Source organism: Neobacillus piezotolerans, assembly GCF_003362805.1.
GTDB classification, from domain to species: domain Bacteria; phylum Bacillota; class Bacilli; order Bacillales; family Cytobacillaceae; genus Bacillus_D; species Bacillus_D piezotolerans.
In genome coordinates this window covers 92,269-116,564 of the sequence record NZ_QNQT01000009.1, presented here as the reverse complement: position 1 = coordinate 116,564, position 24,296 = coordinate 92,269, and the positions used below count along the sequence as shown (strand labels likewise).

General features: G+C 45.8%; 22 protein-coding genes and 1 other annotated feature. Of the genes, 3 read left to right on the top strand and 19 right to left on the bottom strand.

Features of this window, described 5'->3' with window-relative positions:
* Positions 1 to 141: 141 nt before the first annotated feature.
* From DRW41_RS17780 to spxA, 4 genes are all read right to left on the bottom strand, one after another.
* Complete coding sequence (locus DRW41_RS17780; RefSeq protein ID WP_181884627.1) at positions 142 to 1,329, bottom strand: competence protein CoiA; 1,188 nt, start codon at positions 1,327 to 1,329, stop codon at positions 142 to 144.
* A gap of 199 nt (positions 1,330 to 1,528) precedes the next feature.
* A complete protein-coding gene (gene cls, locus DRW41_RS17775) occupies positions 1,529 to 3,025 on the bottom strand; it encodes a cardiolipin synthase (protein ID WP_115453367.1) in 1,497 nt (498 codons plus the stop codon).
* Positions 3,026 to 3,231: 206 nt separating this feature from the next.
* A complete protein-coding gene (gene mecA, locus DRW41_RS17770; RefSeq protein ID WP_115453366.1) occupies positions 3,232 to 3,891 on the bottom strand; it encodes an adaptor protein MecA in 660 nt (219 codons plus the stop codon).
* 398 nt (positions 3,892 to 4,289) lie between these two features.
* Positions 4,290 to 4,685 (bottom strand): transcriptional regulator SpxA, encoded by a 396-nt coding sequence (gene spxA, locus DRW41_RS17765; protein ID WP_115453365.1) that lies wholly within the window; start codon positions 4,683 to 4,685, stop codon positions 4,290 to 4,292.
* A 554-nt stretch (positions 4,686 to 5,239) separates the two neighbouring features.
* Between spxA and DRW41_RS17760 the strand changes: the two genes are divergently transcribed.
* Positions 5,240 to 5,422 carry a hypothetical protein gene (locus tag DRW41_RS17760; RefSeq protein ID WP_115453364.1) on the top strand — a complete coding sequence of 61 codons (183 nt, stop codon included), beginning with the start codon at positions 5,240 to 5,242 and terminating at the stop codon, positions 5,420 to 5,422.
* Between the two features lie 156 nt (positions 5,423 to 5,578).
* On the opposite strand, the gene DRW41_RS17755 is transcribed toward DRW41_RS17760, so the two are convergent.
* The 5 genes from DRW41_RS17755 to DRW41_RS17735 all read right to left on the bottom strand — a co-directional run bounded on the left by DRW41_RS17755 (position 5,579) and on the right by DRW41_RS17735 (position 11,358).
* Positions 5,579 to 6,514: an ABC transporter ATP-binding protein gene (locus tag DRW41_RS17755; protein ID WP_115453363.1), complete on the bottom strand. Its 936-nt coding sequence runs from the start codon at positions 6,512 to 6,514 to the stop codon at positions 5,579 to 5,581.
* Positions 6,515 to 7,582: an ABC transporter ATP-binding protein gene (locus tag DRW41_RS17750; RefSeq protein ID WP_115453362.1), complete on the bottom strand. Its 1,068-nt coding sequence runs from the start codon at positions 7,580 to 7,582 to the stop codon at positions 6,515 to 6,517.
* Positions 7,583 to 7,595: 13 nt separating this feature from the next.
* Positions 7,596 to 8,510 (bottom strand): ABC transporter permease, encoded by a 915-nt coding sequence (locus tag DRW41_RS17745; protein WP_115453361.1) that lies wholly within the window; start codon positions 8,508 to 8,510, stop codon positions 7,596 to 7,598.
* Between the two features lie 2 nt (positions 8,511 to 8,512).
* On the bottom strand, positions 8,513 to 9,448 hold the full coding sequence (locus DRW41_RS17740; protein WP_115453360.1) for an ABC transporter permease: 936 nt from the start codon (positions 9,446 to 9,448) through the stop codon (positions 8,513 to 8,515).
* A gap of 278 nt (positions 9,449 to 9,726) precedes the next feature.
* Positions 9,727 to 11,358 (bottom strand): peptide ABC transporter substrate-binding protein, encoded by a 1,632-nt coding sequence (locus DRW41_RS17735; protein ID WP_115453359.1) that lies wholly within the window; start codon positions 11,356 to 11,358, stop codon positions 9,727 to 9,729.
* A gap of 468 nt (positions 11,359 to 11,826) precedes the next feature.
* Positions 11,827 to 12,047: a binding site (T-box leader), on the top strand.
* A gap of 64 nt (positions 12,048 to 12,111) precedes the next feature.
* On the opposite strand from DRW41_RS17735, the gene trpS reads away from it, so the two are divergent.
* Positions 12,112 to 13,101 carry a tryptophan--tRNA ligase gene (trpS, locus tag DRW41_RS17730; protein WP_115453358.1) on the top strand — a complete coding sequence of 330 codons (990 nt, stop codon included), beginning with the start codon at positions 12,112 to 12,114 and terminating at the stop codon, positions 13,099 to 13,101.
* Positions 13,102 to 13,335: 234 nt separating this feature from the next.
* On the opposite strand, the gene DRW41_RS17725 is transcribed toward trpS, so the two are convergent.
* From DRW41_RS17725 to DRW41_RS17680, 10 genes are all read right to left on the bottom strand, one after another.
* Positions 13,336 to 14,082 (bottom strand): YjbA family protein, encoded by a 747-nt coding sequence (locus tag DRW41_RS17725; RefSeq protein WP_115453357.1) that lies wholly within the window; start codon positions 14,080 to 14,082, stop codon positions 13,336 to 13,338.
* Positions 14,083 to 14,170: 88 nt separating this feature from the next.
* The gene (locus DRW41_RS17720) at positions 14,171 to 14,386 is read right to left on the bottom strand and encodes a YuzI family membrane protein (protein WP_181884626.1); all 216 of its coding nucleotides are present in this window, start codon (positions 14,384 to 14,386) and stop codon (positions 14,171 to 14,173) included.
* A gap of 150 nt (positions 14,387 to 14,536) precedes the next feature.
* The gene (opp4C, locus tag DRW41_RS17715) at positions 14,537 to 15,448 is read right to left on the bottom strand and encodes an oligopeptide ABC transporter permease (protein ID WP_115453356.1); all 912 of its coding nucleotides are present in this window, start codon (positions 15,446 to 15,448) and stop codon (positions 14,537 to 14,539) included.
* 13 nt (positions 15,449 to 15,461) lie between these two features.
* Positions 15,462 to 16,427 (bottom strand): oligopeptide ABC transporter permease, encoded by a 966-nt coding sequence (gene opp4B / locus DRW41_RS17710; protein WP_115453434.1) that lies wholly within the window; start codon positions 16,425 to 16,427, stop codon positions 15,462 to 15,464.
* A gap of 262 nt (positions 16,428 to 16,689) precedes the next feature.
* The gene (gene opp4A, locus DRW41_RS17705; RefSeq protein WP_115453355.1) at positions 16,690 to 18,393 is read right to left on the bottom strand and encodes an oligopeptide ABC transporter substrate-binding protein; all 1,704 of its coding nucleotides are present in this window, start codon (positions 18,391 to 18,393) and stop codon (positions 16,690 to 16,692) included.
* A 99-nt stretch (positions 18,394 to 18,492) separates the two neighbouring features.
* Positions 18,493 to 19,473, bottom strand: a complete 981-nt coding sequence (locus DRW41_RS17700; protein ID WP_115453433.1) for an ABC transporter ATP-binding protein — start codon at positions 19,471 to 19,473, stop codon at positions 18,493 to 18,495.
* Between the two features lie 26 nt (positions 19,474 to 19,499).
* Positions 19,500 to 20,528: an ABC transporter ATP-binding protein gene (locus DRW41_RS17695; RefSeq protein WP_115453354.1), complete on the bottom strand. Its 1,029-nt coding sequence runs from the start codon at positions 20,526 to 20,528 to the stop codon at positions 19,500 to 19,502.
* Positions 20,529 to 20,697: 169 nt separating this feature from the next.
* On the bottom strand, positions 20,698 to 21,468 hold the full coding sequence (locus tag DRW41_RS17690; protein WP_115453353.1) for a DUF2268 domain-containing putative Zn-dependent protease: 771 nt from the start codon (positions 21,466 to 21,468) through the stop codon (positions 20,698 to 20,700).
* A gap of 150 nt (positions 21,469 to 21,618) precedes the next feature.
* A complete protein-coding gene (gene fabF, locus DRW41_RS17685; protein ID WP_115453352.1) occupies positions 21,619 to 22,857 on the bottom strand; it encodes a beta-ketoacyl-ACP synthase II in 1,239 nt (412 codons plus the stop codon).
* A gap of 45 nt (positions 22,858 to 22,902) precedes the next feature.
* Positions 22,903 to 23,835: a beta-ketoacyl-ACP synthase III gene (locus DRW41_RS17680; RefSeq protein WP_115453351.1), complete on the bottom strand. Its 933-nt coding sequence runs from the start codon at positions 23,833 to 23,835 to the stop codon at positions 22,903 to 22,905.
* A gap of 190 nt (positions 23,836 to 24,025) precedes the next feature.
* Between DRW41_RS17680 and DRW41_RS17675 the strand changes: the two genes are divergently transcribed.
* Complete coding sequence (locus DRW41_RS17675; protein WP_115453350.1) at positions 24,026 to 24,289, top strand: hypothetical protein; 264 nt, start codon at positions 24,026 to 24,028, stop codon at positions 24,287 to 24,289.
* Positions 24,290 to 24,296 lie beyond the last annotated feature (7 nt).

Below are 24,296 nucleotides of genomic sequence, written 5' to 3'. Positions count from 1 at the left end.
TCGACATTTCGTTTTACGAAGCAATACTTTAATACTATTCTCCTTCTGTTTGAAAATTCCTGCCATTTTCACAAAAACCTTTTCAATTTATCGTTCCCTTTTCCACGTGAAAATGTCATTTAACAAGGAAAATTAATTTAATCATCGCGATGCCGGAAAAGCTTTACGGAAAGCAGACTCGTTTTCAATCTGTTCGGATGCTGTTTTGGGAAAGTCCAGTTTCCTCCTGATTTCGTATACACCGTCCCCCTTTTGGACAAGCACTCCTGCCAATGAAAGCAAGGACAAGTATTCTGCCGCCGCCTCTTGCAGTGAGAATCCAGCCGCCAGTGGAACGGGCCTTGTCCGGATGTCCCCCTTCCCTGCCCGCAAGGAAAGGCACGCGGCTGCCTCACTTTCTGTCACAACACTTCCCTCTCCCTTTCCTAAAAGAACATCAAGAACAACATATGACTGCCATATGACTGGATACGTCGAGATAGCCGCCGCTTTAGTACCCGGAAGGCCGATTTCGGGTGGAAGAAGAAAAATATTCATGCCGGCCCTGTAAAGTTCCTTTAAAAAGCGCATGTACGGGGTTTTAGGATTTGCTCCGATGGAAAGCTTGCTGCGGGCGAGCTTGTCATGCCAAAAAGGGAGAACGGCCAAAGCCGGCGGCCCTGGGTCAATAAGCCTGTCTATAGTTAGGCCATTCAATTTCTTCGTTTCGATCCGGGCGAATGCTTTTGAAGGTGAATAAGGGAAAATGGATTGGACGATGTGGAATAAACCTTGGCTGGAGCAAAAATAAGGGATGTATCCGGGGTTTCCCGGCGAAGTTCGCAGAAAAAGGTATTCAAATCCGGATAACGCGACTGTGTTTTCCTGTTTCCGGGAAAGATGGCTTCCCTCGGGAATCCATAGCGGAATGTAACCGGCTGAGAGGTACGTATTTGTCCTTTTCATGAATAAATCTTCGGGAATGGCGCTGCACTGAAATTCAATGGCGTAACGGAAGCCATTAAAGTGGAAGGCTATGTCGGGGCGCTGTCGGATAACGGGGTCGTAGTATTCCATCGCGGGCTGGATTCCCTGGGTCTTCAGCCAATCAAACAGAGCCAGCTTTCCGGACAAGTGGGATTCGGATTCCCGCTCGAAACTGCTTTCTTCACAGGCGTCCTTCAGGTGGGCGAAGTGAAAAATTTTCCTCTCGCCAAGTTTAAGCATCATCTTTCCCCCGCAAACCGGGCAAAAGAATTCTTCGCTGCTCCTCCAGGTTTGCAGCGTTTGCCGGCTATAACCGTCCGCAAGGCAAACTTTGGCGCCATTTTTCGTTTTGGCGGTCAACACATGCAATTTCCTCCATTTCTTATGATTGAGGAGCTTTTAAAAAACTCACCCTTTTCATAGAGATACATTCTCGCAAAGGGAGTGGAACTCCTTCACTTATTCCAAATTTTTATCATCGAAATTCAACTTGCTTACAATATTATTTTCGGTTGTACTTTTCTCGCAAAAAAACCGGCCTGGGAGTCAAGGCCGGTTCGATTTAAAGGAGCGGGGACATGAGACGCGAGGTGGATTCAAGCAGACGATAGCCAATATGGCGTTTCTGAAAGCTTTCCAGCTCAAGCTTTTGGGAATGTTTTAAGTCATTTACATATTCATTCACGAGTTTCCTGGTGCTTTCGGTGCGGTAAAGGAACGCATTCACCTCGAAGTTAAGGTGGAAACTTCGCATATCCATATTGGACGTTCCAATAGAGGCGAGCTGCCCATCAACAATGACGATTTTACTGTGCATGAACCCTTGCTGGTACTCATATATTTTTACTCCGGCCTCAAGCAGGTCGGGAAAGTACGACCGTGACGCATGGAAAACAATCCGTTTGTCCGGCTTGTTTGGAACCAGCAGCCTCACATCGATGCCACTTAACGCCGCCACCTTGATCGCGGAGAAAATGTCCTCATCTGGAATGAAGTACGGAGACGCAATCCAGACTGACTGTTCAGCCGAGGTAATCATCGCGAAAAAGATGTTTTTAATTGCCGTCCATTCATTATCCGGGCCCCCCGCGACCAGGTGCACACCGCCCTGATACCTCCCGGGCTGCGGCTGCGGCAAGTACTCCTCGGTCAAAAGGCTGTCATTGGCAGCATAATACCAATCCTGCAGGAAAATAAGCTGAAGCGAACGGACAGCTTCACCCTTCAGCATCAGGTGGGTATCGCGCCAAAAACCGATTTTCTTGACCCTTCCCAGATATTCATCCCCGATATTCAAGCCACCGACAAATCCTGTAGTTCCATCAATCACGATAATTTTCCTATGGGTTCGGAAGTTAAATTTATTATTCAGGAAAGGAAGTTTCACTGGCCCGAATGGCACCGCCTCCACTCCCGCTTTCCTTAAGTCCGTAATGTACTTTTTGGATAGCTGCCACGATCCGACCGCATCATACAGAAACCGGACCTTTACCCCTTCGCGCGCTTTGTTCGCCAGGATTGTTTTTATTTCCCTTCCGATCCCGTCATCTCTGACAATGTAGTATTCGAGGTGGATATGATGTTTTGCTTTCTTTAATTCGCGGAGAATATATTCGAACGTTTCCGACCCATTCGTCAGTGTTTTTGTTTCAGTCGAAAACGAAACCGGGCTATTTCCAAGCCTTTGGGCCAGCGTGACAAGTTTATGTTTCCCTTCAAAGTTTCGCGGCAGCTCGCTTCCGTCACCCTCGATGTTCAAAAACGTCTGCTTATCAAGGAAATACTTTTTCCGGAAAATCCGCTCTTTTTTATAATTGCGGCCGAATAAAATATAAAAAATAAATCCAAGCAGCGGAAAACTTCCAAGCACAACAAGCCAGGTAATCGTCTGGGTTGGATGCCGGTTTTCAAGGAAGATGACGAGCCCGATAAAAAATACGGAAAACGTAATCAGCAAGCTGAAAATTCGGAATAAATCCGACTCTAGGTTTTCCCGGAAGAGGAAAATGACTCCTCCCAAAATCAATAAAAAAAATAAAACCCTCACTGTGTTCTTCAACAAGTTCACCTGCCATTATCCCAATACGCCAAAAGTGCGGACAGCCATTTTTCCCGTTTCCAGGCTTCCGTGCCAGAATGATAAAGTTTCCCCTCCATCATGACATATAAAAAGCCATTTTTACAGAAAATAAGCCTTTTGCCATTGTTCTTTAAGAAACAAAAAGCCGATTTCAAAATCGTGAATGATTGAAATCGGCTTCTTTATTAAAAATGTTTCCTGAGCTCGGAAAAGACATCATGTGAAAGGATTTCCTTTCCGTATTCCTCCAGGCGATGGATGGTAACCTGGCTTTCATTTCCATATTCAAGAAGGATGCTAAGCAAATCATCGACTTGATCTTCATTGAATTCTTCTTCAGGAAACTCGGTATAAAGATAATATTTATTTTCAAAATGGAACAGCCTTGTCGCTATCCCATCAAGTCCGCCACGCTTGGAAAGCTGGATCAGGTCCTCGAAATCATTGAAGGATAGAAGGAAATCAAGCAATTCATCATCCTCGGTGTTTTCCTCGATTCCATGCCCAAAATGCTGGTCAAGCATGTCTTCGATTTGCTCATCAACAGGAAGGTCTTTCAGCTTGTCATTCGGGACAGGCAGTTCGAACTTCTGGCCGTCCTTGGACAGCTGCGCCTTCGTTACAAGGACTTCCAAGCCTTTATCGAGCGCCTGCACCTGAATCCAGAGCGGCCCTTCCACGGTGAACTCCTCTTCCTGATGGATTTCGTCCATCATTTCCCAGAAAAGTTCTTCGCTTCGTTCACGGTTATACCATATCTCTTCCCGGTCAAAGCCTCTTTCCTCTATATCAATATACGAGATGTAAAACTTAACGGTATTCTCATTAATCCGTTCTATCTCCATCTTTAACTCTCCCTTCCGGCAGCAAGAGTGAAGGGACTGATTACCCCCATGCAGATGATATTATCTATCTATTACCCTTATTCGGGCTGTTTATTCCGGCTGGCGTCTTGTACCTTTATTTTATGATAAATCAGGCATTTAGGGAAACAAAACACGCCATTTTTTAAAAAATGAGCAAATCGCTCAGGCTGATTTTCACATTGGCGGAGGGCCACTAAGGTCAATTTGCCATGGCTGGATAATCAATTCTGAATAAAGGTTTCCTTTTAGTTTATCAAAGGCTCGGACAATTAACAATTATTTTTCACTGGGAAATTACCGGTAAGAAGGGAACTCTAGAAAGGAAATTGAGGGAAAATTGAAAGGGCCTCCAAGTGTTGGAGGCCCTGGGGGTGCTTTTAGTTGACAAGGCGCTGAGCTTCGCGAAGCTGGAATGTGCGCACTTTCCTTGGTAGGAAGCGGCGGATTTCATCTTCGTTATAGCCAACCTGCAGCCTCTTCTCATCGAGAATGATTGGGCGGCGCAATAGGCCAGGATTATCCTTGATCAGTTCAAAAAGGTTTTGCAACGGCATGCTTTCCAGATTTACATCAAGCTTCTGGAACGTCTTGGAGCGGGTCGAAATGATTTCATCCGTTCCGTCCTCGGTCATCCTCAAGATTTCTTTGATTTCATCAATCGATAATGGTTCGGAAAAAATATTCCGTTCTGTGTATGGAATCTCATGTTCTTCCAACCATGCTTTAGCTTTCCTGCACGATGTACAGCTTGGTGAAGTGTATAGCGTTACCATAGGTTTTCACACTCCTTCTAAAAATAAAGCCATCTATTATGGATTAAAACTGTAATTTACTATTGTAATGATAATAAATTAAAATAACTACAATTAAGGAATATATATTATTAATTATACAACAGTGGGACAAAAAGGGGTATTACTTTTTAAAAATATTATTTTGGCAGGAACAAACCCTCTTTTCCTTGTTACGTAATATAAGACGAATCAAGAAGGAAAAAGTTTCATGAATTTTATAAAATAATTTATTTTTATGATTACTCATCCTCCTAAAGCTACTATAAATTTCGAAAGGCAGTGTCCTTTTATGTACGTTATATGGAAAAAATTAAAACATACAATCATATACCCGCCCCGAAAACGGGTTAAACCTGTTTTTTCATTTTTTTTTGATTCTCAATTAATTTTTTAAATGAAAAATCTGCATCTGTTTTTGATTGTTTGCTAGAATGTCGATTCTTTTCCTTTTAATCTCCGCCACTTTCTTTTAAAATGGGTGTATAAGGCAAAATTATAAGTGTTTCTACAAGAGAGGGGCAGGGGAAGCATACATGGCAGCATATTTGATGGATTTTGCTATTGTCACTGTTTTGATTGTTGGGATTACGGCGTTAATGGGCGTCATCACCAACGGCATTGGGGAGAATATCTTTGGAAGAAACAAGCGCACTGAATTCACTGACCAGGCTTCAAAGTTTGTAAACGGCTGGAAGGAAGTCGGCGGAAGAAAATAGTTTATGAGGGCTGCGGAATCGGTTTGGTTCCGCGGTTTTTTAATGGCCATCAAAATGGAAAGAAAAACGACCCTCATTTGGGCCGTTTTCTTGGTTTTATTGAGAGATTCCGAACGGGTTTCCCATGTCCTTGTCGGAGGGGAAGAAGCCGCACAATTACATTTTATACTGCGCCTTGTATTGCTCAAATTCCTTCTTGGAGCAATAAACGAAGTGGCCCGGAGCGATTTCCCTCATTTCGAGTTCTTCATTCTCCTCATAATTGTGGACGCTTGGGTTGTAAGGAATCCGTTTCCTCGTCCGTTCACTGTCCGGATCCGGAAGTGGTATCGCTGAAAGTAGCGATCTTGTATACGGATGCAGCGGGTTTTTATACAATTCCTCGGCAGGTGCCAATTCAACCAGCTTTCCGAAATACATAACGCCGATCCTGTCGCTGATGTACTTGACCATCGAGAGATCGTGGGCGATGAACAGATACGTTAAGCCCTTTTCCTTTTGCAACTTTTTCAACAGGTTGACAACCTGTGCCTGAATTGACACGTCAAGCGCAGAAATTGGTTCATCGGCGATGATAAAGTCTGGCTCAACCGCAAGTGCCCGGGCAATCCCGATACGCTGCCTTTGTCCTCCGGAAAATTCATGCGGGTAACGGTTCGCGTGTTCCTTGTTCAAGCCGACCGTCTCAAGCAATTCGTATACCCGTTCCATCCTGGCCTTCCTGCCCTTGGCAAGCCCATGGATGTCAATCCCTTCCGCGATGATATCAGCCACCGTCATGCGGGGATTCAGCGAAGCGTACGGGTCCTGGAAAATCATTTGCATTTTCCGGTTGAACTCTTTTAATTTCTTTGTTGATTTATGGCCGTGGACATTTTCGCCGTTAAAAAGAACCTGTCCATCGGTCGCATCATAAAGGCGGATGATCGTCCTACCGGTTGTTGACTTCCCGCATCCGGACTCCCCTACCAAACCAAGGGTTTCACCTTTGTAAATATCGAATGATATACCATCAACAGCCTTAACCATATTTGGCCGTCCAACATTGAAGTGCTGTTTCAGGTTTTTTATTTCAACCAATTTTTCAGCCATCTATTTCCCCTCCTTGACAAGCCTTGGCTCATCGAACGCAGAGGCCAGTTTCCTCATCCGTTTTTTGACTGCTTCAGGCGGCTCTACCTGTGGAGCATCGGGATGCAGGAGCCATGTTTTCGCAAAGTGGGTTTCCGAAATCTGGAACATTGGCGGTTCCTGTTCGAAATCAATGGCCATTGCATAAGGGTTCCTGGCCGCGAACGCATCCCCTTTTGGAGGATTTGTCAAATCCGGAGGCGTACCCGGTATTGCGGCGAGCTCCGATTTATCGTCACTGTCGAGGCTTGGCATGGACGCGAGCAGTCCCCATGTATATGGATGGCGCGGATCGTAGAAAATCTCATCCACCGTCCCCATTTCAACGATCTGTCCTGCATACATAACGACAACCCTGTCTGCCACGTTCGCGACAACACCGAGGTCGTGCGTGATAAAAATAATGGAAGTATCCATTTTGCTTTGCAGGTCTTTCATAAGGTCGAGGATTTGCGCCTGGATCGTAACATCCAATGCTGTAGTCGGCTCATCGGCAATCAGGAGCTGTGGATTAGCCGCAAGCGCGATCGCGATCATCGCCCGCTGCCTCATACCGCCGGAAAATTCGTGCGGGTATTGGTTGACGCGCCGTTCAGGCATTGGAATCCCTACAAGGCGTAGCATTTCCACCGCCCGTTCCTTTGCCGCCGCAGCACTCATGTTTTGGTGCTTAATAAGCCCCTCCATGATTTGGCGCCCAATTTTCATCGTAGGATTCAAAGAAGTCATTGGATCCTGGAAAATCATGCTCATTTCTTTTCCGCGGATTTTTTCCATATGCTTTTCCTTCTTAGGAACAATATCTTCCCCGTTAAAAAGGATTTGGCCGCCTTTTATTTTGCCTGGAGGCATTGGGATCAGTTTCATGATTGTTTGTGCTGTAACACTTTTACCGGAACCTGATTCCCCTACAATCGCAAGAGTCTCACCTTTATTAATGTCAAAGCTGACGCCGCGGACAGCTCTTACTTCTCCGCCATAAGTCTGGAATGAGACTTCCAGGTTTTTCACTTCAAGCAATTTCGTCATTTCTCATTCCCCCTTATTTCCGTAGTCTTGGATCTAATGCGTCGCGCAATCCGTCGCCGATTACGTTGAAGGCAAAGATGGTTAAACAGATGAACGTAGCCGGGAAGAACAAGCGCCAAGGATAATATTTAAGGGCAGGCAATCCATCGGACGCCATTGTTCCCCAGCTCGCAAGCGGCGGCGTCAATCCAAGCCCCAAATAACTCAGGAATGATTCCGTAAAGATAGCGGATGGAACTGATAACGTCATTGTTACGAGGATTGGACCCATCGTATTCGGAATGAGGTGCTTACTCATAATCCTCGGCAAATCCGCTCCTAATGTCCTTGAAGCAAGTACAAACTCCTGGTTTTTAAGGGATAACACTTGCCCTCGGACAATCCGCGACATATTGATCCAGCCCGTTATCGTCATAGCGAGGATCATTGTTCCGACTCCTTGTCCAAGAACGACCATGAGCAGGATTACCAAAAGCAAATACGGAACACCCCAAAGGATATCCGCAAACCGCATCATTAAATCGTCGGTTCGCCCGCCCTTATAGCCAGCGAGTCCGCCATAGAATACTCCAATGAAAAAGTCGACGAGTGCCGCCGCGACGCCGATGAACAATGAAATCCTTGCACCTTCCCATGTACGTGCAAACACGTCACGGCCAAGGTCATCGGTGCCAAACCAATGCTCGCTGCTTGGTGCCTTATTCGTATTCATCAAATCGTTTGTCCGATAATCATGGTCTGTCATATGTGGTCCAAAGATTGCCATGAAAATCAACAGGATCAGGAGAACAATGCCAAACATGGCAAGCTTGTTTTTACGGAAACGGATGGAAACATCCTTCCAGAAAGAAAGGCTCGGTTTCGAAATCTTTTCCGCTTCATGTGCCTTTGAACCAACAATCTGGAATTTATCTTTTGAAATCTGCATGGTTATTCTCCTTTCCTTCCGCCGGCCAGTTTAATCCGCGGATCAATCAAGCCATACGCGATGTCGACGAGGAGAATGGCCGTCAGCAAAATGATACTGTAGAATACGGTAACACCCATGATAACTGTATAATCGCGGTTGGTGATTGATGTTACGAAGTGTGATCCAAGTCCAGGTATGCCAAAAATCCTTTCAATGACAAAGCTTCCTGTTATGACTCCCGCTGAAAGCGGACCAAGGTACGTAACGACTGGAAGCAGCGCATTCCTGATAGCATGCTTTACTGTTATCGCCCTTTCGCTAAGGCCCTTTGCTTTTGCAGTCCGGATGTAGTCATTTGACATAACCTCCAGCATGCTTGAGCGGGTCAGGCGGGCAATGAACGCCATTGGCGTGGATGCGAGCGCAACGGCAGGCAGTATTGTATGGACAAATGAATCCCAGCGGGCCACCGGCAGGATTTGCAGTTTGATAGCGAAAATGTATTGCAGGATGGATGCCATGATAAATGAAGGAACAGAAATTCCCATTACCGCAAAAATCATCGCGCCGTAGTCCTGCCATTTATTATGCCTTAACGCAGCAATTATACCGAGGAGGACTCCAAGTGATACGGCAATTAAAATCGCTTCAAGCCCCAGGGCAAGCGATACAGGGAACCCTGTATCAATCAGGTCGTTAACAGTCCTTGCCTTGTACTTAAATGATGGCCCAAAATCCCACTGTGCAATTCTCCCCAAATATTCACCGTATTGGACATACCATGGCTGGTCCAAACCGTAATGTTCATTCAAGGCCTTTTCAATTTCAGGAGGCAATTGTTTCTCGGATGTAAACGGGTTGCCCGGTGCCAGCCTCATTAGAAAAAACGTGGCTGTAATGATCAGGTAAAGGGAAAGCAGCATAAAAACCAATCTTCTAAAGATGTATCTAACCAAAAGTGCCCACCTCCATTGTTTACTTTTTAGCTTTCCTTAAAAAACAAGGATAATGCCAAGTTTTAGGAATAGATAAAAAGTCTGCCAGAATCGGGATTTATTTCAAAACACTCTGAAAGCTTAGAAAAACTTGGCATTCAAACGCCAAGTCCCGCTCAATGCCTATTTTTTCTATACTTCAGAATATTCATCAAATAAACCCTAAATCAGAAAGGAAGGTATATGGGTATCATACACCCATATACCTTGCCTAAGTTGTAAACCATATTTAGATATGCTTATTCGAATTTAGCCCACTTCAGCTGGACATCTCCAAGGCCGGATACGACTACACCCTTCAGGTTGTCTTTCTTAACCCAAACGTTTGTATAGAAGTAGATTGGAGCAACCGGCATTTCGTCCATGAAGATTGCTTCGGCTTGCTTTAGCATTTCAAGGCGTTTGTTGGCGTCGCCTTCTTTTTGGGAATCGATCAGAAGCTGTTTAAACTCAGCATTTTCCCAGAAAGTATCGTTATTGCCGCCATTTTTGTCGCGATAAAGTTCAAGGAAGTTGATTGGGTCGTTGAAGTCGCCAAGCCAGCCCATACGGCCAACCATGTAATCTCCCTTATGCATCTTGTCGATGTAAACAGCCCACTCGGCATTGTCAAGAGTTACTTCAACGCCAAGATTCTTCTTCCACATATCCTGGATTGCCTGTGCAATCTTTTGGTGTGCTTCTGAAGTGTTGTAGGAAAGTGTGATTGGAGGAAGCTCGGAAACATCCTTCAATCCAAGTTCTTTCAAGCCTTCAGCAAGGAATTCCTTCGCTTTATCAATATCTTGATCTTTGAAATATCCCTTGTCATTTTCCTTGATCATGGAAGGAGGAACGATTGCCATCGCAGGCACCTGTCCGCCCTGAGTGATATTTTCTACTACTGCCTGGCGGTTGATCGAATAGGCAAGTGCTTTACGGATATTCTTGTTGTTCAAAGGCGGTTTTTCTGTCTGGAACTTATACCAGTAGGTACCAGCGATCGGCTTGATGTTCAATTTGCCGTCGTCCTTCAGCTGCTTAAGAGCATCTGTTGGAAGGGTTCCGAATGGAGAACCAGCCCAGTCAAGTTCGCCGTTGTCGAACATGGATAGCTCAGTGCTCGGATCGTTGATCATATACATTTCAACTTTTGTGAGGCTGACAGCATCAGCATCCCAATAGTCTTCGTTCTTTTCAATGACGATTTTGTCCTGGTGCGCCCATTCAGTCATTTTGAAAGGACCGTTGGATACATAGGAATCGCCAGCGTCTGTGTACCATTTGTCATTCGCTGTTGCTACCTTTTCGTTTACAGGGAAATAAGTGTAGAACGCAGTCAGCTCAAGGAAGTAAGGAGTCGGGTTTTCAAGTGTTACCACAAGAGTTTTCTCATCCTTAGCTTCTACGCCAAGAGTTTCCGGCTTGGCTTTGCCTTCATTGATAGCCTGGCCGCCCTTCACATAGTATAGCTGGTAAGCATACTGTGACTGGTTGGCAGGATCCACAGCCCATCTCCATGCATAAACGAAGTCGTTGGCAGTTACAGGGTCGCCGTTTGTCCATTTTGCATCACGAAGCTTGAACGTGTACTGTGTCAGGTCGTCAGAAACCTGGATATCTTCAGCCATCGCGGGCTGCGGCTTTCCGTCCTTGTCGATACGGGTCAAGCCTTCAAAAGTCTGAAGCAATACGCCGCCTGAAGTTGCGTCGTTAGCAAGTCCCGGGTGAAGGGAGAACGGCTCTGAGTTGATGTTTACTTTCATTTCCTGTGGAACGTCTTCTTTCTTTTTGTCCTTGTCTCCGCTGGCGCTGTCGCCGCCGTTACAGGCAGCAAGGAACATGCTCATTGCGAGCAGCATACTGAAAAAGATTGAAAATCTTTTCTTCACGGTCTTACCCCCCTGGTTTTAATGTCCGCAAACGGCATTGAGACCTGTCCTTCCATCCAACTACATTTGTTTTCCCCGGAAGTAATAATTAAATAGTCTGATAATTTTTTAGAAAGAAAAAAAATCAGCCATTAAAATCAATAAAAAAAGCGACTTTATAGCTTTGCAGATTCATTCATCTCCAGAAGTTATAAACTGGCTTTTCGCATTTTCCGGCGTTAGAACATACAAATGTAATAAATGAGACAAAATCGTAACGTGCTCGTTTGTTACGTTTATTATAAATAGTTTAAATATTTAATGCAAGCAGAAAATGGGACACAGGATGCTATTTCAGAATAATGATGCAGCATTACGTTGGAAGACTTGTAAGGAATTTCCTAAAGACTTCCCGCTTTCTCCTTGTTTTTCCTCTCTTGTTTACTTGATTTCCCGAGCTTTTTGATGTATTTTAGTACTACAATAAAATTACCGGCTTTGAGAAAGAATAGTACTGCCAGCTATTGGTTTACAGAGAGTTTGTGGATGGTGTGAACAAACAACCGGCTGCCGGGAATGGGCTTTTGAGCCCCGGAATGGAATTCGAGTATATTCCGGCGCGCGCCAGGCGTTAACAAGGCTTCCCCTGCAAGGGGTAAAAAGTGGCTTTTTAGCAATTAGGGTGGCACCGCGGACCATTCGTCCCTATCATGATGGGGAGGAATGGTCTTTTTTTATTATCTTGAAAAAAGTATATAAAAGGAGGAATTCTTCATGAAAACAATTTTTTCCGGCATTCAGCCAAGCGGCACAATTACCCTTGGAAATTATATCGGCGCCTTAAAGCAGTTCGTCGAGCTTCAGGAAGAATACAACTGTTATTTCTGTATAGTAGACCAGCATGCGATTACTGTCCCTCAGGATCCGCTCCAATTAAGGAAAAACATCCGCAGCCTTGCCGCTCTTTATCTCGCGGTCGGCCTTGATCCGGAACGCGCTACCCTTTTTATCCAATCCGAAGTGCCCGCCCATGCCCAGGCCGGATGGATGATGCAGTGTATTTCCTATATTGGGGAACTTGAAAGAATGACTCAATTCAAGGACAAATCGGCCGGAAAAGATGCTGTCTCAGCCGCGCTTCTTACGTATCCTCCATTGATGGTCGCTGATATCCTGCTTTACAGCGCGGATCTTGTTCCAGTCGGGGAGGACCAGAAACAGCATTTGGAACTGGCTAGGGACCTGGCAGAAAGATTCAATAAAAAATACCGGGAGATCTTCACCATTCCCGATGTCCGGATTCCGGAAGTCGGCGCGAGAATCATGTCACTCCAGGAACCGACCAAGAAAATGAGCAAGTCGGACCCTAATACAAAATCGTTTATTTCCATCCTAGACGAACCGAAGCTCATCGAAAAGAAAATAAAAAGCGCGGTGACCGACTCCGACGGCGTTGTCAAATTCGACAAAGACAACAAGCCAGGGGTTTCGAACCTTCTAACCATCTATTCGATTCTCGGCGGGAAGCCGATTCCGGAAATCGAGAAAGAATATGAAGGAAAAGGATACGGGGAGTTCAAAGCTGAGTTGGCCCAGGTTGTCATCAATGCCCTTAAGCCTATCCAGGACAGGTACCATGACTTGATGGAATCCTCGGAACTTGACGACATCCTCGACCGCGGCGCTGAAAAGGCAAACAAGGCGGCTTCAAAGATGCTTAAGAAAATGGAAAACGCGATGGGGCTTGGAAGAAAGCGCCGTTAATAAGCCTTACAAAATAACAAAAAGAGGGGCATCTCCTAAAGGGAGCCTCTCTTTCAAAATTCGCCGCTTTGTTTTAAAAATAAAAATTATTACTTCAGAATATTTTCCTACCCTTATCCATTTTACCCCAACTACAGTTAATATAGAAGAAACTCGCCTTTTCCCCATTTTCAGAGACTAATACTGTCCATTTTAATGATTGTTCCCCTCTAAAGGCCTTCCTGGTATAATCGATTAATTTACCTTTGGGCCATGCTCCATTTCCCAAAGTTTTTCAAAAAAAGGCTGTCCTTTAATAAGGTTTTCACAGAAATGTTCATGTTTCCTGCTCCAACCTGGTTTCAAATTTGTAAAAAGCTGCTTCCATGCTTCGTCAAAGTTCATTTTTTGGATTGCTTCATAATTTTCAGGAGACCATTCTGTGTACCAATAGCGGATTTCCGCCTCATTCGCGGATGATAGGAGCTGATCGAGCGCCATGAACAACAGCTGTTTGAGCTGCCTTTCCTTCCGTGTCAAACCGGTCATTAATTCAGGTTCAGGAGAAAGTATATGGAATTCTTTTGAATCCATTTCGGGCTTAAATTTGTAAACGGCTGGCTCCTGATTTTCGAGCATTTCATAAACAAGCTGTTCCTGCCTTGGAATGAGCCTGCTTTTCCTCACCGGAATGTTGTAGCCAATTGTATCAATGGCCAGTATGTCAACTCCGTCACTAATGATAAAACAATACTCAAGCTGGACCCGCTCATGATTTTTCCGCAAATAAGCCTTTTGATAAATATCATCGAGAAGCTGCTGAGGCAATGGCGCAAGGTCGTTTTCAATGTAACGAAACAGGATCGGCTCCACTTTTAAGAGCGGTACCTGGTCAAGCAATTCAACGCCGTCATCTTTTCTCCACTCGTGAAAATGGCATACATTATAGCCATTTTCTTCTCCCTCAAACCAGTTCACCCAGACATCATGAAGATATAACATTGACCGACCCCTCACTTCAAGAATCCATTTGTCAATCAGTATAGGCAGCGTCAAGTTAAATTATTCCTTATTTGCACGATGAATCCACTCAATCGTCTTCAATTCTTCCGGGCAGAAATATGCTTAACGCGACAATGGCCATCCCGGCCGGAAGAAGGTAGCATTCTGGCCTGCTTGAAATGAATTGGAAGTAATCCAAATACCCCATCCCGGCTGCGAATACGTTCAAATAAGCGACCAGGCTGATTCCCCCGGAGACCGAAAAACCAAAACCCGTCAGCAAAAAAAACACTCTAATCGCCATAATCCCCATTTCTCCTGTCCATGCGGCCCCTCCTGCATGTCCGAATTCTTTTTAACACATATGTATGATTGATTGGCATGGGTTATGTCCATCCATGGCGCAGGAGCCTTTTGCCAAAACAAAAAAATCTACCATTTTGGATGGTAGATTTTATCTCCGTGATTTAGGGTTGAAAGCATCTTTCAGGCCCTCTCCGATGAAGTTAATCGACAAGATTGTCGTTGTGATAATCAATGCCGGCGGAACCCAAATCCATGGTTTCCCTTTAAGCACATCCGGCTCATTTGCTGAAGAAAGCATATTCCCCCAGCTTGGGACTTCCTGCGGCACCCCAAAGCCAAGGTAGCTCAGCGCCGATTCGGCTACAATCATGCCGGCAAACAAAATTGTCGCCTGAACAATAATCGTTGACATGACGTTTGGCAATAGATGCTTGGTGATAACTTTAAAAGGCGAGCAACCAATCGAAACTGCCGCTGTGATGTACTCATTCTCCTTTTCCGCAAGAATCTTGCTTCGTACAATCCGCGCAACCCCACCCCAGTTTAGAATACTAATGGTTCCAACCAACACCCATACCCCCGAGACCATCCCAAACAGGATCGCGTTAAGGACGATAACAAAAACGAGGAACGGGAAGTTCAAGACAAAATCAGTAAACCTCATTAGCAAGCTGTCAACAGTTCCTCCAAAATAGCCAGCAATAGACCCTACAAGTGTACCGAGGAATATGACAAAAAATGTACAAGAAAGGCCAACCATCAAAGAAATACGTCCGCCATACAGCAGCCTGGTGAAAACATCCCTTCCGCTCTTGTCGGTACCGAGCCAATGGTCGGCTGATGGTTTAAGCGACATTTCTCCGATATTGATACGGGTAACATCCGCGGTTGTGATAAATGGTGCTAGGAATGAAAGAATACTTACGATTATTAAGAAAATAAGGCTTACCATAGCTAATTTATTTTTAAGGAATTTTTTACGGGCAAGAGCCAGCGGAGATAAACTTCTTTTCGGCGGCCCTACATTCAATTCCGCTTCTTTTCGAGTTGCAATTTCCATTATCTTTCCCTCCTTAATCCAGCCTGATACGCGGATCGACTACGCCGTATAGAATATCCGCAACAAGGTTGCCGACCAATGTCAAAAAGGAAAACAACATGGTCAAAGCCATCATGACCGGATAATCCCTGGTACTTACTGACTGAAGAAACAGCTGGCCGATTCCGGGATAGGTAAAGATCGTTTCTGTAATGATGGCGCCGCTAATAATAGCGACAATATCAAAGCCAAGGAAGGTAATGAGCGGGATAACGGAATTCCGCAAAATATGGACATTGTAAATGCGCTTTTCCGGTGTTCCTTTTGCCCTAGCAGTCCTTACAAAATCCTTGCGGCTGTTTTCAATGATATCATTCCGAAGAAACTGCGTATAACTGGCAGTACTTAGCATTCCAAGCACAAGGGCAGGAAGCAATACGTGGTGAAACTTACTCAGGTACCATTCAAACGTGCCGTTAGCTATTGTAATATCGACTGATCCATTCGACGGGAACCAGTTCAGCGTAAAGGCGAAGATATATATGGCGAATACCCCGGCAACAAATGATGGGATTGAAAGTCCAAGATAGTTAAACCCGCCAATCAAGTTGTCTGCCAGTGTATAAGGCTTGCGGCCTGCATATGTTCCCATCAGGAATGCCAGGATGTACGTAATCAGGATTGCCGTACCTCCAAGCAAAAGGGTGTTAGGTACCTTTTCACTTATTACATCCGCAACATCTATCTTGAACCGTGTTGATTTACCGAAATCCCCTTGGACAAAGTCTGAAATCCAGTTAAAGTACTGAACTGGGAGAGGATCGTAATACCCCATTTTTTGCCGCATTTCTTCAATATATTGTGGGTCTGTGTTATTCGGATCTATTTCTCCACTGAAGGAGTCCCCTGGCATTAATTTCGCCAAAGTGAAAACCACAATGGAGATAAGGAGCAACATTGGGATCATTCCCAATAATCTTCGGAGCGAATACTTCAACATATGCATTCTCCTTACCTTTGCTGCGTCTTGGCTGCCGTTCAATTTCAACAGCAATGCCCCACCTCAAAACAGTGGTACAGCAATCTAAAGTTTCGGGTAGGGCCTGCTGCCCCATGCCTTACAGGCATTTACAATTAAAACTAACCGCGGCGGTGAACCGCGGTTAGTTTCAAACCAAAAAGTTTTTAATCAATCATTCTAGTAAAGCGTTAGTAAAACGGGCATTCCCGTCAGCGGGTTACCCCACTGGAGGACTTCCATCTTACTGCTCAAGCCACCATTCGTTCGGGCGGTTTGAACCGGAAACATCGTACTTCACGCCTTTAACGCGCTTGTTAAGGGCAACGATTTCTTCAAGCTCCGCGATTGGAAGCGCAGGAAGTTCATCCATGAAGTGCTTCTGCCACTCAATATAAAGTTCCTTACGCTTATCGGAATCTGTTCCCACTACTTCCATATCAAGAGCGTCGTCAAGAAGCTGGTCGCTCTTTTCGCTTACCCAGCGAGGGTAGTTCCAAAGCGCATCGGACTTCCAAAGGCCGGATGGATCTGGATCTGTGCCAGTTGACCAGCCGCCGAAGAATACTTCCATTTTCTTGTCGGACTTTTCAAGCATATCGTAGTAAAGGCCAGCGTCTGTCATCGTCAGCTTTGTTTTTAGGCCAATTTCTTCCCAGTACTGTGTCAAAGCCTTCGCGCGTGCTTCGAATGTTGGGTTTTGTGTTGCATAATGTGCGAAGTTAACTACGAACGGCTTGCCATTTGGATCTTCGCGGAATTTATCACCGTCAACATCCTTCCAGCCTGCATCGTCAAGGATTTTCTTCGCTTTTTCTGGGTCGTATTCGAACTGCTCAAGCTCTTTATTGTCAGCCGCGATCCAGTGGTTTGTAGGAACAGGGCGGTTAACCGGCTTACCTACTCCGAAGAAGAACGCTTTAACCCACTCATCACGGTTAATTGCATAGTACATAGCCTGGCGTAGTGCCTTATCCTGATACTTAGGCTCGTTCATAACGTTTTTCTTGCCATCCCAGTTGCCAAGCTTGAAACCTACATAGTAATAGGAAAGGCCAGGGTATTTCACAACATTGATGTTGTCAAGGGCTTCAACTTGCTCGATGATGCTTGGGTGGAACCCAGTCATGTCTAGCGTATTGTTCTGCAATTCACCCACTGTAAGGGATGGATCGATTACTTTCATAACTACTTTTTCAATATGAGGCTTGCCGCCGAAGTAATCATCGAAACGCTCAAACTCGATGGATTCTCCTGGGACGATTTTGGATACCTTAAATGGTCCAAGGCCGACTGGCTTTGTGCGGACCTTCTCGGAAGCCATCATGTCCTTAACAGCGATTCCTTCAAATTCTTTGCGGGACATTGCATATGTCCAGAAGTTTTCCAGGTTGTTCACGCGTGCTTTGTCAAACGTAACTTCCATTTCATAATCGTTGATGATCTTGATTCCGGAAATGGAATCTGCTTTGCCATCCTTGTACTCAGGTACGCCAACTACGTCCTGGACGTTTACGTAACGGGGACCATCATAATCTTTGTCAGCAAGGACTTTGATCGAGAATTCCCAGTCCTGAATTTTAAGTTCTTCACCGTTATGCCATTTTACGCCTTCTTTAATTTTAAACTTATAAACCTTGTTATCGTCTGTTTCCCAAGAAGCGATATAAGGCTGGGCTTTCAGGTTCTCATCATAGTCGATGAGGTTTTCGTCAAAGAAATCAATTACTTCTGCATCAGTTGCAGTTCCATAGAAGTTCGGGTTGTACTTTCCTTCTGGTGCTGAGTCAAGCGAGTAAACAAGCGTTCCGCCGTCTTTTGGCTCGGAAGTTTTCTCGCCGTTGTCTCCTTGCTTTTTGCTATCAGTCTTTTCTCCTCCACTGCATGCCGCCAGGAACATGGATAAAACTAGTACTAGCGCAGACAGCCATAACCAACTTTTCTTCATTGTGGTCCCCCCATATAAGTATTGGTATTGCAAGCGCCCAGAACGGAATTTTGGACACTTTTATTAAACACGCCTCACGCAATGGCATTCGCCGTGTTTTTAATAAAGGTGGCAAGCGACTCTGTGAGAGGGCTTCACCTCCTTTAATTCAGGCTTTGTTACGGAACATTGCTCCATTGCCATTGGACAACGTGGATGGAACGGGCAGCCGGATGGCGGGTTCAATGGGCTTGGTACATCCCCTGTCAGTATGATCCGCTCCTTCTTATTCCTCGGATCCGGAGAAGGAATGGCGGATATCAGCGCCTGGGTGTAAGGATGGAGCGGTTCCGCATAAAGGCTGTCCTTATCGGCAATTTCCACCATATTCCCCAGGTACATAACCCCGATCCGGTCGCTCATATGCTTTACGACGCTCAAATCGTGGGCGATGAATAAAAATGTCAGGTCGAATTCTTCCTGCAAGTCCTTCAGCAAGTTCAATACCTGCGACTGGACAGAAACGTCAAGCGCGGATACAGGCTCGTCAGCGATAATGAGCTTCGGCCTTAAGGCGAGCGCCCTTGCGATGCCGACCCTTTGCCTTTGCCCACCGGAGAATTCGTGGGCGTATTTATAATATGCGTCCTCAGGAAGGCCGACCTTTTCAAGAAGATCCATTACTTCTTTTTTAAGCTCTTCCTTTGGTTTATTCGTATAGTTATAGATTGGCTCCGCGATAATATCGCCTACCATCTGCATCGGATTAAGCGATGCGTATGGGTCCTGGAATACCATCTGGAGGTCCTTGCGGATTTCCCTGAGGGTCTTTCCACTGACATTGGTGATATCCTTCCCGTCGAAAATGATTTTTCCGTCGGTAGGCTTCAGGAGCCTGAGAATCGTGCGTCCCGCTGTAGACTTCCCACAGCCGGATTCCCCTACAAGGCCAAGCGTTTCGCCCTTTTTGATTTCAAATGAAACATCATCGACCGCCTTGACGTTTCCGACTGTTCTCTTGAAAAAGCCGCCTTTGACAGGATAATAGGTTTTAAGATTCCGGATTTCGAGCAAATTCTCCTTGCCGGCACCGGTATTCATTTTACTAGCTTCCGTTGCTGTACCGCTCACTGGCTGATCGCTCCTTCCTTTGGCCTGCTGGTTTCAAAGAGCAGGCACGCAACCTTGTGCCCGTCGCCGTTATCGGCGAGGATCGGCGTTACGGTCTGGCACTCCGGCATAGCCATCGGGCAGCGGTTGGCAAACCTGCAGCCTGTCTTTTTCATGTTTGTAATCGATGGGACGATCCCCTGGATGGAGCTGAGCCGGTCGGCTTCATCTTCCATTTTTGGAATCGCGCCAAGCAGCAGTGTTGTATATGGATGCTTTGGATTGTAGAAAAGCGTTTCAACGTCGGTTTGTTCAACGATCCTGCCGGCATACATGACGATGACCTCATCGCACATCTCCGCCACAACGCCAAGATCATGGGTAATGAGGATGATGGACATGTCGTTAACTTCCTGGATTTCTTTGAGAAGCTCCAAGATCTGGGCTTGTACGGTTACATCCAATGCCGTTGTCGGCTCATCCGCGATCAGGAGTTTTGGCTGGCAGGCAATCGCAATCGCAATCATGACCCGCTGCCTCATCCCGCCCGACAGCTGGTGAGGATACTCATCAACGATTTTCTCCGGCCTGGAAATGCCAACGCTCTTCAAAAGCGCGATTGCTTTTTGACGGGCATCATTCTTGGAAATTTTCTGGTGGTTCAAAAGAACTTCCTGTATTTGCGACCCGATTGTGAATACAGGATTCAATGATGTCATTGGTTCCTGGAAGATCATCGAGATATCCTTGCCGCGTATTTTATTAACCTGATTCTCGTCCATTTTTTCTATGTGAATGCCATCGAAGACGATTTCCCCGGACTTGATCTTACCGATTCCTTTGGGAAGAAGCTGCATGATTGACAGGCTCATGACTGACTTCCCGCATCCGGATTCCCCTACAACCCCGACAATCTGGCGTGGCTTGACCGAAAACGATACATTGTCGACGGCATTATAAAACGTTCCGTCGATATCGAATGCTGTTTCCAGGTTTTTGACTTCCAGTAATGGTGTTCCGCTTTGCTGGATGTTTTTTGTGCTCATACGACACCTTCTTACTCCGAAATTTTCTGTCAATTCACTATATTTAAATAAAATACTATTACAAATTTGTTACAATTGCAAGAGTTTTTTGTTATTTTTTATCTAGATGCTGGAAAAGGAGGAAAAGCCGTTCCTACAGGATTTTCCTCCTTTAAAAAAGGTAAATCTTTTACAAAAAGAAAGAAGTTTCTTTAATTTGGAAAGAATTCTCTACACTAAACCCGTGACTTTTGTAATAATTCTTCACTAAAAAGTAACCATAACAATAGCCCAAAAGTCTTGGTATGCCATTCCCTCCAAAGAGGAGCCGATCATGCTCCTTGTCTGACTTTTTTATATTAAGATTATTCTGCAATAATATTTTATAGAATTGGTTGAGTTCTTTTTCACTATATAATGAACACCAGTCGGCCTGGTATTGTTCACCGCATTCATGCTTAACGGCATATTCCGCAAGGCCCTCCATGACCATGGATTCAAGCAGGGTGTTTTCCCGGACATCTTTGCCTATAGCGTTGATTCTGCACGTATGATGGTATTCATGGACAAATAGGGCCTCCAATTCTTTATTGTCTTCAAAATCCGGGAGGAAGAGAAATAGTTTATCAGGATAAGAGACTCCGGATTTTTGCGGAGCGGACTTGCGGAGGAATCCCGTTTTTTTCGCGGATGGGAAAATGAAGATTGGAATATCGGGGCCCTTCCATTTGGCCCGGTACTTTCTAAAAAGCTCTTCAGCCTTTTCCCATACGCCCTTTTCAATAAGCCGCCGCACCTCGTTCCCGATGTTCGCTGATGGCCTATATATGCCAAAAGTCAACAATTCCCTGTAAATCCCCCTTGGTTTCCCTCCTGGAAAGTAAGCTTCAAGCCGCTCGCACAACACTTCTGGACGGCGCCAATCCTTTTCAAGCCATTCGTCAGTCCGAATGATTGCCATCTGGGTATATCCCTCCTCATTACGCGCTTCCTATTATCCTATGGGGTCCCATCCGGAAATTAGCCATTATGGACAAAAAAAAACAGCCTGTAACCGAATGTACAGACTGGTTTTGATATAACTTTAATTTTCGGGTGGCCAGATCATGGCCTATTCATATTTTTTGAAGGCAAGAGTCGCGTTATGTCCCCCAAAACCAAGCGAATTGCTGATTGCAGCCTTGATTTCCCCTTGCCTGGATTGATTCACAACATAATCAAGATCACATTCAGGATCTGGGGTTTCATAATTAATTGTTGGAGGAAGGACCGAATCCCTGATTGCCAGTGCTGTGAAAATGGCTTCGACTCCTCCAGCGGCCCCAAGCAAATGCCCGGTCATCGACTTGGTCGAGCTGACGGCGAGCTTGTATGCATGTTCCCCGAAGACTTCTTTTATCGCATTTGTTTCAAACTTGTCATTATAGTCGGTGCTCGTACCATGGGCATTGATATAATCAATGTCCTCAGGATTCAGGCCGCCATCCTCGATTGCCATCCTCATTGCGCGTACACCGCCTTCTCCCCCTGGAGCAGGCGCAGTGATATGATAGGCGTCGCCTGTAGCTGCGTACCCTACTACTTCAGCGTAAATCTTCGCCCCGCGTGCTTTCGCGTGTTCCAATTCTTCAAGGACCACAATGCCGGCGCCTTCGCCCATGACAAAGCCATCCCTGTTTTTATCAAACGGCCTGCTCGCTGTCGCAGGATCCGGATTGGTTGAAAGTGCCGTATTCGCACAGAAACCAGCTACAGCCATCTTTGTAATCGGCGCCTCTGTTCCTCCGGTTACCATCGCATCCGCATCGCCGCGCTGGATGACCTTGAAGGCATCCCCAATCGAATTCGTCCCTGTCGCGCATGCTGTCACGGTACAGGAATTGAATCCCTTCGCTCCCAGCATAATCGAAACCTGGCCTGCCGCCATATCGGGAATCATCATTGGGACAAAGAAGGGGCTGACCCTTCTGTAGCCCCTGTTCTGGAAAACTTCGAATTGCTGCTCAAACGTTTCCATCCCGCCGATTCCAGAACCAATCCAGACGCCTACCCGATGGGCATTCTCATCCACGATTGCAAGCCCGGAATCCTTCACGGCCATAATGGAAGCGGCAACAGCGTATTGAGTGAACCTGTCCATTTTCCTGGCTTCTTTTTTCTCCATAAATTCTTCAGGGTTGAAATCATTGATTTGCGCGGCTACTTTAGCCGGGAAATCGTCCGCGTTGATACGGGTCAGCGGACCAATTCCAGATTTGCCTGCGACGATATTCTTCCAGGTTGTTTCGGCATCAAGCCCAAGTGGGGTTACAGCCCCAATCCCTGTAATCACTACCCTACGTTTTGTCACGAAAAGCCAACTCCTTTTCCGTACCATTTATGTTCGTTGCAACTACTATTTACCCCAGCGGATGGCGATGGCTCCCCATGTGAGCCCTCCGCCGAATCCAACCATGACGATTACATCGCCGTCTTTGATTTTTCCTGCCTCGACCTCATCGACCAACGAGATTGGGATTGATGCCGCCGAGGTGTTCCCGTACTTACTAATTGTATAGGATACTTTTTCCACGGGCAATTCCAGCCTCTGCCGGGCAGCCTCGATAATCCGGATATTCGCCTGATGAGGGACCAAAAAATCAACATCATCTTTTTCCAGACCCGCTTTATGAAGGACGTTGACGCTGCTTTCTCCCATTTGGCGGACCGCGAACTTGAACACTTCGCGTCCATTCATTATGATAGCCTCATCCTGGTAAAGATGTTTTCCGCCTGTCCCATCAGCGCCGAGTTCGAATGAGAGCACGCCCCGGTCACCCGATACAGGGCCGAGTATAACGGCGCCAGCGCCATCGCCGAAAAGGACAGCCGTGTTACGGTCTTCCCAATTGACGATTTTCGAAAGTTTCTCAACCCCGACGACCAGTACATGTTTATAAACACCTGTTTCAATGAATTGTTTCCCGGTAACAATGCCGTACATGAATCCAGCGCACGCGGCGCTCACATCCATCGCGGCTGCGTTTACGGCCCCAAGCTTCTCCTGGAGCATGCAAGAAACCGACGGGAACGGCCTATCGGGAGTTACCGTCGCAACGAGGATCATATCAATGTCCGCGGGAGAGATTCCCGCATTCTCAATCGCCATGCGGGCGGCATTATATGCCATATCCGACGTATCCTCACCATTCCCGGCTATCCTTCTTTCTTCAATTCCTGTTCTGGTCCGAATCCATTCATCGGACGTATCCATCCTCTTTTCGAGGTCAAAATTCGTTACAACGCTTTGGGGGACATATTTTCCTAAACCAACTATGCCAGCTCGCATCGCGGCCATCTCCTTATAGTGTAATGTATCCAACTTTACTTATTATCAAATATTATGACTTGGTACTAATTTTAGCAAATAAAAAACTCATTTTGCAATAGTTATTTACCGGATTGCCTATTCATTGGGCCGTCCATTTCCCATATGAAAACATATAGTGGGAGTAAGGATGGATTTAAGGAGGGGTAAAATGGACGGCAATCAACAGAACCAGGGGGTGCGCCAATCCGATCCTTTCAGCCGGATGATGTTTGGCGGTGAATGGGGTGGCGGCGAATTAAAAAAAGGCACGGGAGGTCCGATACCTACCAAGGAGCCTCAGCCTGGTGGAGTCCCAATCAATTATATCCAGCTGATGGAGATTATTGACGGCATGGTCGGATTAGCGGACCAGCTTAAGCCTGTTTTTTCGGAAGTTTATCCGTTTATCCAGCAGTTTTGGAAAAAGAAGTAGCTGCCTC